Origin of the sequence: Allotamlana fucoidanivorans, from assembly GCF_006265225.1 — a bacterium.
Lineage (GTDB): Bacteria > Bacteroidota > Bacteroidia > Flavobacteriales > Flavobacteriaceae > Allotamlana > Allotamlana fucoidanivorans.
Genome location: NZ_VDCS01000016.1, coordinates 1 through 17,021, shown reverse-complemented (window position 1 = coordinate 17,021; position 17,021 = coordinate 1). Strand labels below are relative to the sequence as shown.

The 17,021-nt window shown below is 32.9% G+C and carries 14 protein-coding genes, 2 tRNA genes and 1 pseudogene; 10 read left to right on the top strand and 7 right to left on the bottom strand.

Annotation, left to right across the window (positions count from 1 at the left end):
- Position 1: 1 nt before the first annotated feature.
- The 4 genes from FGF67_RS15080 to FGF67_RS15065 form a co-directional block, all read right to left on the bottom strand.
- The gene (locus FGF67_RS15080) at positions 2-661 is read right to left on the bottom strand and encodes a class I SAM-dependent methyltransferase (protein ID WP_233244099.1); all 660 of its coding nucleotides are present in this window, start codon (positions 659-661) and stop codon (positions 2-4) included.
- Between the two features lie 77 nt (positions 662-738).
- A complete protein-coding gene (locus FGF67_RS15075; RefSeq protein WP_139698590.1) occupies positions 739-2,052 on the bottom strand; it encodes a glycoside hydrolase family 117 protein in 1,314 nt (437 codons plus the stop codon).
- 20 nt (positions 2,053-2,072) lie between these two features.
- Complete coding sequence (locus FGF67_RS15070) at positions 2,073-4,106, bottom strand: glycoside hydrolase family 2 protein (RefSeq protein WP_139698589.1); 2,034 nt, start codon at positions 4,104-4,106, stop codon at positions 2,073-2,075.
- Between the two features lie 39 nt (positions 4,107-4,145).
- Positions 4,146-4,679 (bottom strand): RNA methyltransferase, encoded by a 534-nt coding sequence (locus tag FGF67_RS15065; RefSeq protein ID WP_139698588.1) that lies wholly within the window; start codon positions 4,677-4,679, stop codon positions 4,146-4,148.
- A gap of 130 nt (positions 4,680-4,809) precedes the next feature.
- Between FGF67_RS15065 and mutS the strand changes: the two genes are divergently transcribed.
- The 3 genes from mutS (at position 4,810) to FGF67_RS15050 (ending at position 7,703) form a co-directional block, all read left to right on the top strand.
- On the top strand, positions 4,810-7,422 hold the full coding sequence (gene mutS, locus FGF67_RS15060; RefSeq protein ID WP_139698587.1) for a DNA mismatch repair protein MutS: 2,613 nt from the start codon (positions 4,810-4,812) through the stop codon (positions 7,420-7,422).
- 97 nt (positions 7,423-7,519) lie between these two features.
- Positions 7,520-7,591 (top strand) — tRNA-Gly (locus FGF67_RS15055).
- 28 nt (positions 7,592-7,619) lie between these two features.
- Positions 7,620-7,703: transfer RNA gene (locus tag FGF67_RS15050), tRNA-Leu, on the top strand.
- 733 nt (positions 7,704-8,436) lie between these two features.
- On the opposite strand, the pseudogene FGF67_RS17665 reads toward FGF67_RS15050, so the two are convergent.
- Positions 8,437-9,210, bottom strand: a pseudogene (locus tag FGF67_RS17665) (recombinase family protein); the annotation flags it as partial.
- A gap of 208 nt (positions 9,211-9,418) precedes the next feature.
- The gene (locus FGF67_RS15040; protein ID WP_139698586.1) at positions 9,419-10,402 is read right to left on the bottom strand and encodes a hypothetical protein; all 984 of its coding nucleotides are present in this window, start codon (positions 10,400-10,402) and stop codon (positions 9,419-9,421) included.
- Positions 10,403-10,725: 323 nt separating this feature from the next.
- Here FGF67_RS15040 and FGF67_RS15035 point away from each other — a divergent pair, with 323 nt between their 5' ends.
- Entirely contained in the window at positions 10,726-11,172 is a 447-nt protein-coding gene (locus tag FGF67_RS15035; RefSeq protein WP_139698585.1) for a hypothetical protein, read from the top strand.
- Positions 11,173-11,188: 16 nt separating this feature from the next.
- Here FGF67_RS15035 and FGF67_RS15030 read toward each other — a convergent pair whose 3' ends face one another.
- A complete protein-coding gene (locus FGF67_RS15030; RefSeq protein WP_139698584.1) occupies positions 11,189-11,566 on the bottom strand; it encodes a hypothetical protein in 378 nt (125 codons plus the stop codon).
- Positions 11,567-11,656: 90 nt separating this feature from the next.
- Here FGF67_RS15030 and FGF67_RS15025 point away from each other — a divergent pair, with 90 nt between their 5' ends.
- From FGF67_RS15025 to FGF67_RS14995, 6 genes are all read left to right on the top strand, one after another.
- Positions 11,657-12,787: a tyrosine-type recombinase/integrase gene (locus tag FGF67_RS15025; protein ID WP_233244098.1), complete on the top strand. Its 1,131-nt coding sequence runs from the start codon at positions 11,657-11,659 to the stop codon at positions 12,785-12,787.
- Positions 12,788-12,954: 167 nt separating this feature from the next.
- On the top strand, positions 12,955-13,398 hold the full coding sequence (locus FGF67_RS15020) for a hypothetical protein (RefSeq protein ID WP_139698583.1): 444 nt from the start codon (positions 12,955-12,957) through the stop codon (positions 13,396-13,398).
- 170 nt (positions 13,399-13,568) lie between these two features.
- Entirely contained in the window at positions 13,569-14,132 is a 564-nt protein-coding gene (locus FGF67_RS15015; RefSeq protein ID WP_139698582.1) for a GNAT family N-acetyltransferase, read from the top strand.
- 145 nt (positions 14,133-14,277) lie between these two features.
- Positions 14,278-14,859, top strand: coding sequence for a hypothetical protein (locus tag FGF67_RS15005; RefSeq protein ID WP_139698581.1), 582 nt, complete (start codon positions 14,278-14,280; stop codon positions 14,857-14,859).
- Between the two features lie 391 nt (positions 14,860-15,250).
- The gene (locus tag FGF67_RS15000) at positions 15,251-15,706 is read left to right on the top strand and encodes a hypothetical protein (RefSeq protein WP_139698580.1); all 456 of its coding nucleotides are present in this window, start codon (positions 15,251-15,253) and stop codon (positions 15,704-15,706) included.
- 630 nt (positions 15,707-16,336) lie between these two features.
- Positions 16,337-16,762: a hypothetical protein gene (locus FGF67_RS14995; RefSeq protein WP_139698579.1), complete on the top strand. Its 426-nt coding sequence runs from the start codon at positions 16,337-16,339 to the stop codon at positions 16,760-16,762.
- Positions 16,763-17,021: the final 259 nt, after the last annotated feature.

The following is a 17,021-nucleotide window of genomic DNA, read 5'->3' as shown; positions in this document are numbered from 1 at the left end:
CTTAAATTAATTGATATAAAATAGTTGTTATTTTACTTTTTTTATCAGGCTCTACATATGTCGTTAGATCACGCGCTGTTTGAATTTTTAAGTTGAACGGTGGTTTTAAAACATCAACGCCACTAGATTTTTTAAGACGAATACCTTGTCCTGTTATGATGTCTATGTTTGGAATGTATTTTCCCATGGGAATATGCTCGGTAAGGATTACGAATTTATATTGGGGTAGTTTTTGTACCACTTGATGAATTTCAGCGTTGGATAAATGTTGTAAAACATTTCGTAATATAGCGCATTCGGCTATTGGCAATTGGTCATTTACAATATCGAGACAATAAAATTCAAGATTATTTGAAGCGAAATATGTTTTATTTTGTTGTATCAAATTTTCAACAATATCAATTGCTGTGTAAGATTTACAATAAGGTGTTAAATGTTTTCCTATATTAAAATCACCACAACCTAAATCACTGACGCTTAAAGGATTTTTAAACGATCTTAAAAAATCAATAACAACTTTTAAATAGGGTTCTGTGATACTAGTGTCATGGGAACCATAACCAGAAAAGAACTCACCACGCTGTCCTCCCCAGAGATTAAGGTCATAGATTTGATTCATCACTGCTTTAGTAGGCCACGGCTTTTTTGTTTTTTCCCTCACGTAGTTTTTAATTTGTGTTGCTAAATCTAAAGATTAGCTTTAATTTTAGTAGCAAATTCTTTATCATGAATTTATAATTATTCATTTTTCTCTCCGGTCATCAAAGCCCGATTGGTTTCATCTATTCTTTCTCTTTGAGTTTTATTTAATCCATATTTAAAATAAAGCTCGTTTGGATACAATAAGTTTGATTTTTTCATACTAGGGTCGTTTGTTTTTCTACTTAAATCACAATCAAAACGTCCTAACTTGGTATACATTTTATTCCAGTTATTTCCGGCATTAATGAAATGTGATAATCCCCAAGTAATTCCATCTGCATCATCGGTGTCTGTAAAGGCATCAGGAGAAAATGGACCTGCCGCTACAGGCAATAATTTACTTACTGAGGCAATTTCAAAATTAACCCAGTCTTTTGCGTATTGTATGGTGTAATGTTCTATACCATCAGTGGTTACAATGGCGGCAACACCTTCTTTATATGGAAATAAAATGGTTTCATGTCCAGAATTCATTACAGGGTTTAAGGGGTGTTTTTTATAGGGGCCTTCAGGAGATTCGGCAATAGCAACGCCCCAGCCATCCCAATGTTTGCGGTTTGCATCGCGTTTGTCCATGCCAGATTTATAATACACATATATTTTCCCATCATGAACTAAAGGGTAAGGGTCGTGTATAACACGGTGATCCCACTCGTTTTCTTTGCCAAAGTCAATGACTACTTTATTAAGGGGTGTCCATGGCCCATCTGGAGAATCTGCATATGACATGGCCACAGGGCAAACATCACTTCCACCTCCATTAGAGGGTTTACCACTGGGGGCACTAAATGCCTGATAATACAAATAATATTTGTCTTTCCATTTTAAAATATCCGTGGTTGAAACCGATCGCCAACCGGGATTTGGTTTGTCGGGTTTAGGAATGGCAACACCTTGTTCTTCCCAAGTAAAACCATCTGTACTTGTGGCATACCAAATATCGCATAAATCCCAATCTACAGAAGGTATGGTGTCATTACATTTAGAATATCCCATTGGTTTGGTGGGCGTATTTCTATAGGTATACCAAACATAATATTTACCGTTTTCAAAAATTATTTTTGAAGGGTCTCTGCGGGTTATGGTGCCATCACCATTGTTATAGTCAAAACCTTCTAACTCAGTATATCTAAAGTTTGAATACAATTCGTTATCCAGAAGGCGAGGTGCTTCATATTGTTTAAAACTGCGCTCCATGGCGCTACTTAGTTTTCTGTTTGGATCAATATTGTCAATAAATAAAGGAAAAGCATCTTGAGAGTTAGTGCTAGTAGATTGAGTTTGTTCTTCAGGTTTGCTGTTGCAAGCAAAAACAGTTATTATTAGGAATAATGATAAAATTGATCTCATTGTTATTAAGGTTTTTTAAATTAGTTTAGTTGCCATTCTACTTCATCGGTAATGGATTTGCCAGAACGAACTTTAATCTTGTTCTTTCCTTTTTTTAGTTTGACGTTTTCAAAAGTGATAATGTGAATGTCTGATGTTAGTTTCTTTTTGCTAATTTTTCTGTCATTTACATAAAGTGTAACTTTATCTTGATTTGTATAGATTTTTATATTAACAAGTTCGTTTTTGCGTTTAGTATGTCTGCGTTCAGCTATATATAGTACTGGTGTGTCTAACCAATTCGCTTTATAGAAATAAAAAGCATCTTTTTTAGTTGACCTATCGTATGTAACTAATCCTTTGTGATTTGTGAAAGGAATGCCACCACGGTTCCAGTCTCCTGCTGAGAAATCAAACATATTCCATAGATAGGAACTCCAAACAAAAGGACGATCTTTTATTATTTTCCAAGAAACCTCGTGACAAAGAGTTTGATCTTGTTCAGGAAAAAATTCTCCAAAAGGTTTATCTAGCTTTGTAATATCCTGCTGAAAAATGTTACCTCCAGCCCCATATTCACTAATAGATAAACCAATATCTGGGTGTGCTAAATGTGATTCATCTAACCATTTGCCCAGATCTTCGTATTTACCATAATACCAGCCAAAGTATTTATTCCAAGCCTGTAGGTCGCTAATACCATTCATATTGGATTTGATACTACGGTCACTGGCAGAAACTGTTAATCGTGTTTGGTCTAATTTATGCGCCAATTCGTTTAATTCTTTGGTAAGTTGTACGCAAGGTTCATCTGCGCTTTTCCAAGCGCGTACTTCGTTCCAGAGTCCCCAAATAAAAATGCTAGGATGGTTGTAATTTTGTAAAATAAGTTCAGTTAATTGTTGTTTGGCATTGCCAAATTCACGACCACTATAATCGTGTACAAAAGGAATTTCACTCCAAATCAGAATTCCTTCTTCATCTGCAAGTTTATAAGTTGTTTCTGAATGCTGATAGTGAGAAAGTCTTACTGTAGTAGCGCCAATTTCTTCAATAAAAGACATGTCGGTTTCATGATGTTTTTCTTTTAGAGCAGGTCCAAATTGTTTCCATTCTTGGTGCATAGCAACACCATGCAAATCATAAGATTCTCCGTTTAGATAGAATCCAGATTCGGGATCAACTTTATAAGTTTTTATCCCAAAAGTTTGAGAAATTTTATCTGATGAAGTTTCAGTTTTAAGTTCTATTTTAGCAGTATATAGATGTGGGTTTTTTTTGCCGTTCCAGAAGATAGGTGCTTGTATTTCGATAGGTGTTTTAAGAATCTCTTTCTTATCAGAAAAAGTAATTTCAGTAGTTTTTGAAGAAATTATACTTTCATTGGCATCTTTGATTATACAATTTAGTTTAGCAGTTTTACCGCTTTCACCTTTAACATGAGTTTCAATAACTAATTTGGTTACATCTTTGCCTATTTTAACAGGTTTTGCAAAAACACCAGAAGAACCAAAATATAATGGTGAAATATGCTCTTTAGGTGTAGCAAAAACTTGAACAGGGCGGTAAATACCACCGTATATGTTAAATAATTTATCAGTAACAGGTATTCTTTTAAAATCATGTTCGTTAGTAACTTTAACTGCAATAGTGTTTTTATCATCTGTTCTAATATGCTCTGTTATATCAAAACAAAAGGCAGAATAACCACCTGAATGAGTTCCAACTGATTTTCCGTTTATGTAGACTTTTGCCTCATGCCCAACAGCTTCAAAACGAATAAAAATACGTTTGTCTGTCATTGATAAAGGGATTTCTAAAGAGCTTCTATACCAAGCAGGGCCTCTATAATATCCATTCTCTTCAATGGCGTCCATAGAATAGGTGTGAGGCACCTTAACAAGGGACCAATCCGTATCATTATATTCAACTTTCTGAGCATTGTAAAGGTTGCCTTTTTTAAAGTTCCAATTGGTTATTTTAATATGCTCTCTTGATGAAACGAAATCATTTTGGGCTTGAATTGAAGCACTTAAAAGAATAAATAGTGCAATAACAGGAATTAAATTTTTCAAAATATTAGTTTTTATTACAAAGTAAAAAATAGCAGTAGATTATTTTTTGGTTAATTTACTAAATACGTCCCAAATAATTATCCCACAACTTACCGAAATATTTAAAGAGTGTTTGGTACCAAATTGAGGGATTTCAATAACGGTATCGCTGGCAGAAACTACATCTTGAGTAACACCTTTTACTTCATTACCAAAAATTAGAGCGTATTTTGTGTTGTCTGCAATTTTAAAGTCATTAAGCATGACGGCCTGTTCGGCTTGCTCAATAGCGCAAACGTGAACGCCTTCGGTTTTTAGTTTTTTAACCAAATCTAATGTGTTTTCCACATATTCCCAATCAACGGTTTCGGTACTTCCTAAAGCTGTTTTATGAATGTCTTTATGTGGTGGTTTTGCGGTAATACCACAGAGGTAAATTTTTTCAATTAAAAAGGCATCACTCGTTCTAAAAACAGAGCCAATATTGTTTAAACTACGTATGTTATCCAGAATAATGATAAGAGGTGTTTTTTGGGCATCTTTAAAAGCGTTAATACTTAAACGATTTAATTCGCTATTTTTTAGTTTTCGCATGGTTTTATTGTTGAAATCTCATTCTAATTGTAGATAACTTCTAAAAAATCAGTTTCAAAAAGCATGAAATTAATAGTACATTGCAAGCTACAATTTTGTCAAAAGTAACATTTAAAAACCATATTTTCCATTGGCTAAAAAAGTAAAAAAAGAAACTCCATTAATGAAGCAATACAATGCAATCAAGGCAAAATATCCTGATGCTTTATTATTGTTTCGTGTAGGCGATTTTTATGAAACCTTTGGAGAAGATGCTGTTAAGGCGGCAGGTATTTTAGGTATCATTTTAACAAAACGAGGAGCAGGGAGTGAAAGTGAAACTGAACTGGCAGGGTTTCCGCATCATTCTTTAAATACCTATTTGCCCAAATTGGTAAAAGCAGGTGAACGTGTGGCTATTTGTGATCAATTAGAAGATCCTAAACAAACCAAAACGATTGTAAAGCGAGGGGTAACTGAATTGGTAACGCCTGGTGTGGCGCTGAATGATGAGGTGTTAGTTTCTAAGTCAAATAACTTTTTGTGTTCTGTATATTTTGATAAAAAACATATAGGTGTTTCCTTTTTAGATATTTCAACAGGAGAGTTTTTAACCTCTCAAGGGAATGCAGAGTATATAGATAAATTACTCCAAAATTTTAGTCCGAGTGAGGTTTTAGTGTCAAAGCAAAAGCGCACCTTGTTCAAGGAAACGTTTGGTGATGATTTTCATACTTTTTTTCTTGAAGATTGGGTGTATCAAACAGATTATGCTTATGAAACTTTAATAAAACATTTTGATACAAAGACCCTAAAAGGCTTTGGTATTGAAGATTTGTACGAAGGTATTATAGCATCAGGATCTGTATTACATTATTTAAGTGAAACCCAACACCATAAACTACAACACATCACTTCTATAGCAAGAATAGCTGAAGATGACTATGTGTGGATGGATAAGTTTACTATTCGGAATTTAGAACTGTATCATTCTACCAATAATAATGCAGTAACCCTTTTAAATATTATTGATAAAACCATTTCGCCTATGGGCGGAAGATTGTTAAAGCGTTGGTTAGCGCTGCCCTTAAAACATGTAGGTAGGATTAAACAACGTCATGAGGTTGTTAGCTATTTAACGCAAAACGATACAGTGCTTCAAAAAATACAGCATCAGATTAAGCATATTGGTGATTTGGAGCGACTTATTTCAAAAACAGCTACAGGTAAAATTAACCCGAGGGAAGTTATCCAGCTAAAAAATTCTCTTGAGGCCATAGTACCTATAAAGGCATTAGCCTCAAACTGTGTCAATGAGTCCTTAAAAATTATAGGTGATACACTTCAAAGTTGTGATGTGCTTCGTGAAAAGATTAAAGCTACTTTAAATGAAGATGCTCCTGTCAATATTTTAAAAGGACATACCATAGCTTCAGGGTTTTCGGCTGAATTAGATGACTTGCGAAATTTATCCAAATCAGGAAAAGATTATCTTGATAACATGCTTGAGCGCGAAAGTGAGCGGACTGGAATTACTTCATTGAAAATAGCTTCAAATAATGTGTTTGGATATTATATTGAAGTAAGAAATACACATAAAGATAAAGTACCTAAAGACTGGATAAGAAAGCAAACCTTGGTAAATGCCGAGCGCTATATTACTGAAGAGTTGAAGGAATATGAAGCAAAAATTTTAGGTGCCGAAGAACGTATCCTAACCATTGAGCAACAGTTGTTTTCAGAATTAATTGCTTGGCTGCATCAGTATATAAAAGCAGTACAACAGAATGCTCATTTAATTGGACAATTAGATTGTTTATGTGGGTTTTCGCAGTTAGCTAAAGACAACCATTATGTATACCCCGTTATTGATGATTCTCATGATTTGGATATTAAGGATGGTAGACATCCCGTTATTGAAAAACAATTACCTTTAGGGGAGGCTTACATTGCTAATAATGTGTTTTTAGACAGGGAAACTCAACAAATTATTATGATTACAGGACCAAATATGTCTGGTAAATCGGCCATTCTGCGCCAAACAGCTTTAATTGTATTATTGGCACAAATAGGCAGTTTTGTTCCTGCTAAATCTGCAAAAATAGGCTTAATTGATAAAATTTTCACTAGAGTAGGAGCCAGTGATAATATATCTATGGGTGAGTCCACATTCATGGTAGAAATGAATGAAACGGCATCTATTTTAAATAATGTGTCTGAAAAAAGCTTGGTGTTACTTGATGAAATTGGTCGAGGTACCAGTACCTATGATGGGATTTCTATCGCCTGGGCTATTAGTGAGTATTTGCATGAGCATCCAGCAAAACCTAAAACGCTATTTGCAACGCATTATCATGAGCTCAACGAAATGACCGAAACGTTTAATCGTATTAAAAACTATAATGTTGCTGTTAAAGAATTAAAAGATAATGTGTTATTTCTTAGAAAACTAGTTGAGGGTGGTAGTGAACATAGTTTTGGCATTCATGTAGCAAAAATGGCAGGAATGCCACAGCAGGTACTGCATCGCGCTAACAAAATTTTGAAGAAATTAGAAAAATCACATTCTAGTGAAGAACTTACCGATAAGGTGAAATCGATACAAGATGATATGCAATTGAGTTTTTTCAAGTTAGATGACCCTTTGTTGGAAAATATTAAAGAAGAAATTTTGCATACTGATATTGATACACTTACACCTGTTGAAGCACTCATGAAATTGAATGAAATAAAGCGTATGTTAGTCAAGAAAAAACAGGCTTAAAATATTTTTTCTTTTTTTTTAGAAAAGGCTTTGGATTTAGGAGAAATAGTTTAAATTTGCATCCGCAATAGCGATATTGCTCGTTCATTAAAAGACTGCGAAAGTAGCTCAGGGGTAGAGCATCACCTTGCCAAGGTGAGGGTCGCGGGTTCAAATCCCGTCTTTCGCTCTGAAACTTTCTTAAAATATACCAAGATGCTGAAGTGGTGGAATTGGTAGACACGTTGGACTTAAAATCCAATGACCATTAGGTCGTGCGGGTTCAAGTCCCGCCTTCAGTACTAAATGGGACAAATCAGATTTTTTTGATTTGTCCCTTTTTTTATTCCCTTGTAAACCCTTATTAATACTAGCTATTTTTAAGAGTAACGGATTGATATCAGCGGTTCGAACTTGATTATTTTCAAATTGGAATTTTTTCGGGAATATCGAACCAAGGAGCTTTCTTTTGTGTTCTATGTCAGATTCAACAAACTGAAAATCGATGTCATGCAGGTTTTTTAATCCGTTTTTGTAAGTATCCAATAATACAGATGTTTCCTTTTGTCTAATTTCTTTTTCTTTAAGTTCATCTAGAATATTATTATAGCGCTGTTTGGCAGTTTCATAGTCTGATTTACCAATATCTCCATCAATATATAAATCCTGAAGTTTAATAAGTTTACTGTCAACTTTGGCAATGGCTTCATAGTGTTTAGGACCTAAATGTTTTTGTGATGTCTGAGTATTTATGCGCTCTTTTATCATTTTAAATAAGAGTTTCTGAACATTTGGTTTCAAGGAAATTCCCCCAAGAAAGTTTGCAAACCATTGTTCTACGTCTTCCGCTTTGTAGCGCGTTCCACAGGGTTTAGTGCAATGATAATATGCATAGTATTTAGAACGCCCCTTTGATGCACTAGCTAATAGCGGATTTCCGCATTGAGGACAAAGCACAAAATCCTTTAAAGGGAATTTTTTGTTTACTTTTTTATGTAATGTACCATGTTGTTTCTTTCCTCCATTTATAATCTTTTGTACGTTATTAAAAAGCGTTTTTGTGATTAAAGGTTCATGAATGCCTTTGGTAACCATTTCTTTCTCATCCTTATAAGCTGGAATAAGAATATCTCCACAATAAAGCGAATTGCGTAGCATACGAGCAAAAGAAGAAGAACTCGATTTAAACCCTTTTTTAGACAAGCGTGCTAAAACTTCTTTTTGATTGTAAATTCCCGATGCAATCAGTTCAAAAGCTTCTTTAATAAATACGGCATCATCATTTGGTATTAAAATGGGTTTTTTACTACTATCTCTGCCCATAGCGTAGCCTTTAGGCGGGGTAACAACATAGCGCCCTTCTTTAAAAGCTCTTCTCATACCTGCTTTGACATTTAAAGAACGTCTTTGGTTTTCTACCTCAGGCATTGATAAATATACAGCAAGCATAAGTCCTTGTTCAGGTATTGACAAATCCAGTGGTTGTTCTATGGCATTTACAAGAATACCTAGATCTCTAAATGAATCTATAACATTATAAGACTCCATGGTGTTTCTGGAAAAACGATCCCATTTAACGAATAGTAATTCATTAATATTGTTTTTGTTCTTCTTACAATAAGTCGACAATTTTTTAAATTCAGGACGATTAAATGTTTTGGCGGAATAATCTTCTTTAAACAGTTCTAGCACATTCAAATTATTAAGCTTACAATAATTTAATAGTTTTTGCTCCTGATCTCTTAATGAGAATCCTTTGTCGGCTTGCTCATCAGTTGATACTCTAACGTATAAAATAACATTTTTCATGGCTTAAGGCTTTAAAGGGTTTAAGGTGTGACATATCATGTCTGACATGATATTTAATAATTTTAAAATGTCTTTAATCTCTTGGTCCGTGTAAGGACATTCATTGTTTTTGTTTAAAATGCTTTTTGCATCGTTAAAATTCATGGGTTCCAATAGGTGTCCATAAGAAGTGTACTAAACTTGTTATGTAACTTTGGAATGTTATGAGCTAGGTATTGCCTAGGTCTATCTTTTGTTTTGTTGTATTAGTAATAACTAAATGCTTATCATTTCTGTGAATAATCTCAGCCCGTTCATATTGTTTAAGACCAAGGGTTCTCCTAAGTTCTATGGCTTTATTTCCTAAAACTTGTTCACTTGAAGTGCTCTCTATAGTGATTTGCTGATCATTGTTTTTATGAATGATGATTTTATTAAAATCCTTTGATTTGAGAAGTTTTAATATTTTCAATTCTCCATCTGTGTACAGGTTAAAATCAATAGCATATTTAATCAACAATTTATTATCGAAAAAGTGCTCAAACAGTGGTCTTATAGGAATATTAATAACACTATGTTCTATAAGCCCATTAATAAGATGACTTCTGTAATCCTCATTTATTTGACTATAGTACTTGAATTCTAACGTTGGATTGAATATTTCAAAGCCCAACTCTTCTTCAACGGGTTTTTTAAATATAAATAGTGAAGGTGCTTGACCAGATAATAAAATGACATTGATTAAGATGCTTAAATTACTGTAGTAGATCTTGTTGGAATCAGTAAGATTATTAAGATGGTCAATTTGAGTTTCAACATTAAGGTCAAATGCACTCAAAAAGCTATTCATACCTTGGTTAAGCATATGCTCACTAATCTCTTTTAGCTCAGTCTTTGAAAGATCCTTTATAAAATTATAATTGGGTACTGTAAACAAAAAAGTCTTCAGTTTTCCTATGGTATCTAAACCTATATTAAAAGATCTCAATTCCTTTATTATAAGAATCCATAGGGCTTCGAATGCGTTTAGTTTAATTTTTTTTCGTGTTACATTATTATCAAGATCTTCTTGTGTAAAATTATGTTCATAATCAATAAGTCCTTTTTCTTTCCAATTGAAAAATACTCGATGTGCTACTCCTAAACTAGAAATAGAAACTTTTGATTCTGATAACTTAGGGTATTGATTTAATAATGTGATAAAATCTTTCATACATCAAATATACATAATATATGTAATATAAAAAGCATACTTAAAAAATTTAACGATCATTTGTTTAGTGAAAGTATTAAGCTATTTTTACCTGATGCAGAGCAAAATATTTTACCTTGGTTGATGTGATAGCAATTGCATTTTGGTTTTAATGGCCCGCGGTCTGAAAAAGATAAAACACAAGGAAAACTTATTTTTAAAGTTTATTTTTTTTACTATTTATGTGCAACAGAACTCGAAAAACAACTATTACGAACTTATTTTAGTATGAGTAGGTGTAACCAATTTAATCGTAAATTAAACGTCTAATTTACGTATATATCATGAAAACCACCCAAATTTGCCGTCATTGTGGGGGTGATTACACTCCTAAACGCAGAGGTGCACAAAAATTTTGCAGTAACTCCTGTAGAAGTCGTCACTGGTATTTAAAGCAAGACAAAACAAAACTACCAGGCACCACGCCATCACAAGAAATAGCTCCAGACACATCGGTAACACCACCAAAAAAAGACAGTGTCAATTTAGCCGGTGTTGGAAATGCTGCTATTGGTTCTATAACGGCTGATATTGTGCAAAAGTTTTTCACTTCGAAAGATAATCAACCAGCCACCAAAAAGGATCTGGAAGAACTTAAATCGTTTTTTGCCGGAAAAAAATACTTTCCTATACATAATCTGCCTGTTGATGTTTCCGGAAGAAAGCCTTATTACAACATTGAAACTGGTCATGTAGAGTATTTGTATTTAGCCCCTTTTGAGGGCTCTTAATCCTAAAATTAAAAGCTTATTTACCCATATAACTCTGCCAGGTAATCAACACGTATTTTTCCACATCATGTTCATGACGCTTTAAAAAGCCATATTCATAAACAAACAGATAGACATCTCCCTTAGTATTCTTCCAATAATGGGTGAAGAATTTAGGGTTAAAACCCTGATCATGCAGGACTTTGGCTCTTATAGTTGATTTACCTGATTTGTTATAGGCCTTCAATAATCTCCTGTTCTGTCTGAGTTGATTATCCACAAAATTGTAAAAGCGCTGTGCCTCTTCAAGTGACCTTCGATAATGGTAAGAGCTTTTGCAATGCAAATCACAAAATTTTTTATCAGAACGCCCTGTCATTGGTTTTTGACATGCTAAACACAACCTTGCTTTCATAAAAATGTCATTTAGTCGAATGTTACACGAATACTATTCGCTTAACATTCGAATATAAGGTTTTTATCACTTATTTTTAAGAAAAAACTGATGATTACTATTTCTCTTAAACCACTTTGGCACAAAAAAATACTTTATATTATTATTTACTTTGATAATAGTTCTGAAGTACACAACTATATAAAATCATTTCCAGATGTAAAATGGAGTTTTACTTACAAGACCTTTTATGTTAAATCTTATAAAGGAGCTATCTCAGACCTATTTAAGTACTTCAGGCGAAAAAAATGGTATGTTAATTACAGTGAATTTATTACTAAAAAAAACGAAAGTGAAGAATCTTCAAAGAAAAACCTATCTATTATTAATAAACTACCGCCTTTAAGTGCGGACCAGATTACAGAAATGAATAAATTCAAAAGATGGTTAGAACAAAAACGATTTAGTGCAAATACTGTTGACACCTATGTTGAAGTTACCAGCTTGTTTATACGATATATTAATTTGAAGCAAATCACCAATATTTCTGTTAGATCCATTGAGCAATTTAACTATGACTTTATTTTTAATGCTAAAAAGTCTGTTTCTTATCAAAATCAATGTATTAGTGGTATTAAACATTATTTTACTTTTAAAGATATTGATATAGAACCCTTAGAGATCAAGCGCCCTGATAAAGATAAAAAGCTACCAAATGTACTAAGCAAAAGCGAGATTAAAACCTTGCTGGATAACATCCAAAATATTAAGCACAAAACCCTTCTAAGCTTAGTTTATTCAGCTGGACTACGCATTGGAGAAGCTCTTACTCTAAAACCAAATAATATAGATTATGAGCGTAGATTAATACATATTAAAGCGGCTAAAGGCAGAAAGGACAGATACACCCTCCTTTCCAGTAGTATAATACCATTACTTCATACTTATATTAACCATTACAATCCAAAAAAACACCTATTCGAAGGAAGAAACGGAGAACCATATACACAAGTCAGTGCCAGACAAGTATTAAAACAAGCCTTACAAAGAGCTAACATTACGAAATATGCTACCTTGCACACCTTACGACACAGCTTTGCAACTCATTTATTAGAAAGTGGTACGGATATAAGGTATATTCAAGAACTTTTAGGGCACAATAGCCCAAAAACAACCATGATTTACACACATGTATCTTCAACCAATTTAATGGATATTAAAAATCCTTTTGATACATTGTAAGAAAGTTATTATATTGTAACCAGAATTTATAAAACCAAAATGATAAGTATAATAATTAAGTTAAAAAATCATCGTTATCCCTCCCTCTTTGGTATATTATATAGTTCTAAACCATTCATATAAACAAGTTGTAGGTAATTAAACAGAACTCAATAAACATAAAAAAAATGAAAAAAACACTAATCGTATTAATGATATTAGTATCAAGCAACTTATTTGCACAATCTAGTCCGCAAAATTTGATTGACACTTTTTTTGCTACTTATGAAAAAGACGCTGGAAAAGCAGTAAAGGATTTATATGCAACAAATAAATGGACTGACAGAATAAAAGATGATATTGATAAAATTATTGGAACGGTAAATGGATTTACAGAAAGTTATATGGGAAAGTATTACGGACAAGAACTAATCACTACAAAAAAGTTTGCTGAAAGTTTTGTTTTATACTCATATCTCGTAAAATACGACCGACAACCACTTAGATTTATTTTTAAATTTTATAAACCAAACGATGAATGGGTACTTTATTCATATGCGCTAGATGACAATTTAGATGATGAAATCCAGGAAGCTGCAAAACTGTATTATCTGAATTTAGATAAAGAATAAATAACTACCTACAACAATGGCTATAAGTAATTGCTTATTCTCGCCAACTTATGAAAATCCTCGCGGATTTTCAGTTTGGTGTTTACTTGCAAAGTTAAGTGCTAACCCACGCAACTACTCATAGCCGAGACCGTTATGCCACATTAACCAAAAATTACGCAAATAAAAAAATGACTTTAGAAAAATTTTTCTCATCAGAATTGATTCTTGAAAATGATTCGATTTTATTGCGTCCTTTATCAATTAATGATATTGACTCAATTGAGAAAATAAGTTACAATAAAGAGTTAGGCGAATTTGGAGCAAGAGTAAAAAACAGAAATGATTTAATCGATTATTTTGACTTCTGTTTGAAAGCAAAAAAAGAAAAAGAATTATATCCTTTAATAATTATAAATCGGAAGAATAATAACCCAATCGGATTGACAATGTTTGGAAATATTAGTTTTCAAAGTAAAAGGATAGAAATAGGTTGGACTTGGATTGGCGAAAAATTTCAAGGAACTGGAATTAATGCAATTTGTAAAGGACTACTTTTAGACTATTGTTTTGACAATTTAAATCTACGAAGAGTTGAATTTAAAATAGACATTAATAACATAAAATCTCAAAAGGCGATAGAAAAAATTGGAGCTTATAAAGAAGGTCTTTTAAGAAATTACAATATCCAGTCTTATGGAGAAAGCAAAGGAACTTATGTTTACAGTATTCTTAAAGAAGAATGGAAAAAATAAAAACGTGGCATAACACCGTATAAAAAAAATTGCTAGTTTTAGCTAAACCAAAGTTAGTTGCTCGTTTGCCAGCTTCTGATTTTCCTTCGGCAAATCCTCGCAAGCAAACACGCAACTTTCCTTATACATAAACGTTGGCAACAATATGATGAAACGCAGAAATCATAACAAACAAAGTCGATTTTCGATTTTATTCCCAATTCTGACAATACTCGGAATTGGAATTGTAGTTGTGTTATCTTCATTCTATGAAAAAAGTTGGTCGCATAATTGGAATGATGTTTCGAAATCTATAAAGGATTCTGTTTTAGTAGCTAAAAACATTGGATATACAGGTGGAATTGGACCAAATGGAAGGTCAATGGAAAAGTTTGCCAAAACAAGACTTTGGATAATGAATAACGCCACCGAAAACGAACTCTTGAATTTAATAAAATACCCAAACGGAACTGTTAAAGCAATTGGATACGAAGGACTTTTAAGAAATAATGATTATAATAAAAAAATAGATTTGATTTCAAAATCAATTAATGACAAAGAATATAAAGTTTATTATTCAGCAGGTTGTGAAGGAATTGAATTAGAAATTAGCCAATATTTAATTCAATGGTTTTTAAAAATTGATAATAAAATACCACCTTTCCGACCTGAATTAATTGTTGATTATGGGTTGTCGGAATCCGAAAAAGAAAAAATTCTGACTGAATTTCATAATCGGAAAAAATAAAATACTGTTGCCAACATTGTATATAAAAAATTGCTATTTTGTGCTTAACCAATGTTAGTTGCTTTGTTTGCTAGCTTCTGATTTTCCTTCGGAAAATCCTCGCACACAAACACGCAACATTTCATATACGTAACCGTTGTAAGTAATTTTGACGCACATTTATGGACAATATAAAACCAACATTATTTTTCATTTTCGCAGCTTTAATTTTTTGGTTTGTTGGACCTATAATTGTGAAATTCCAATTAATGTTTCATAAAAAGCATAATCCAAATTTAGTTGAAAAAGCACCAAGGATTTTTAAAGGAATGAAAATCTTTTTTCAAGTCTTTTCGATCATTTGTGTATTATTTGCTTTCATTGTGCTTTTCGGTATTAAAATTTAAAATTAATGAGCAAATTGCAATTAAAGTTTGAAATTCCTAAAAATGGTTGGTTACCTACAAACTTTAAAACTTCGGACTTTGAATTGAATTTTATTATTTCAAATGTTCCCGAAAATCCGACTGACAAGCTTTGTGAATCTCTGATTTTAACTCTGAACGGAATCGAAACGGAAATATGTTGGAACTTGGAGCCTGATTGTTATTTCATTGAATTAAAACCAAGCGGAAAGGTAATTGACCTTATTATCTCAAAAAGTGGCGGAATAAGTAAAAAACGTAATCTGATTTATAAATTGACTGGAGGTTTTGAGACTATAATTTTACCAATGTATCGGAGTTTAAAAAAGTTAAACTCATTGGAATTTGATAAAACGGATTGGAAAAAAATTGACCAAACAAAAATGAATATATTAACCGAATTAGTAACTGAAAGAAAAAACTACTTACAACACCGGCTATAGTTCATTGCGGCGGAATTTCCTCTCGGAAATTCCTGTGTATTTGCTAATTTTGGTTTACGGCGGAATAGTTCTGCCGAACCATTCCGCAACGAAACCATAGCCAAGACCGTTAGCTTTAATGCTAAAGGTCATTGCAAAGCCTCAAATTTCGGGTTTAAATCAAAAGTTATTTAAAGCGGAATTTGAAAATAAAATACGGAATATTAAGCTGAATTACCACTCAAACTCTGAATTGAATTACGTTTGACTTTTAAGCTCGTTGCGGAATCGAAAACTGAATTGAAAAGCGGAATTTCACTCAATCGGAATTTAGCAAGTTATGGAATTGCTTACTTGAAATCTGAATTAAAAATATTGCAGAATTTGAGCAAGTTTGCGGAATGAAAATCGAGCTGAATAAAACATAAAATGCGGAATTAAAAAACCGACTGAAATAAAATATTAACGAAAAAGTAAACGGATAAAAAAGCACTAAAAGCTAACAATGTATAAAAATAATTGCTATTTTAGGCTTAAACAAAGTTAGTTGCTCGTTTGCTTGCTTCTGATTTTCCTTCGGAAAATCCTCGCACTCAAACACGCAACTATTCTTATACTAGACCGTTGTGTGCAATTTGAAAAACGAAAAGTTTGAGAAATAAATTACTGATTTTACTGACCTTAATTTCTCTCAATTCTTGCCAAATGAATTGGTATGGAGATATAGATTTAGGCGCTGACTTTTACTATATGGTTGAACCAGCTTTCAACAGTATTGTAATCCCAGTAAATCTGGACGAACCTTATAAATCCAGTATCTACGTAATAAAGGACATTGAAAGTGTCGGATTTAATAAAAACTATATTCTTGCGACTTCGAAAAACGGAGAGGAAATAAAATATTGGCGGATTGACAAAAATGCGGAATCAAAAGAATTAGGTTATAAGGATGACTCAATAATGGAATTATCAAACGTTTCGGAAATCAATTCAGCGGAATTTAATCAAATAAAGACTGCCGAAAATATCAATCTGAAAACCAAATCGGAATACCGAAAAGAGCTGAATTATGAATAAAAAACTGCACACAACAATGTATAACCGCAATTACGGCGGATTCGACTACGTCCGAATCCACGCGGAATTGCTAACGTCAGTGCCAAACCGAAAATTAACGCATATTAACCCGTAACTGACGGTTATACGAGACCGTTGGCAAACATTATGAGAAATGACTGAAAAAAGACCAATTTATAGTACTTTTTCGTGGATACGCTTTGTAAAGGACATAATTTTTGTATTAATAATCCTCTATTTCGTAATAAATATATTTATT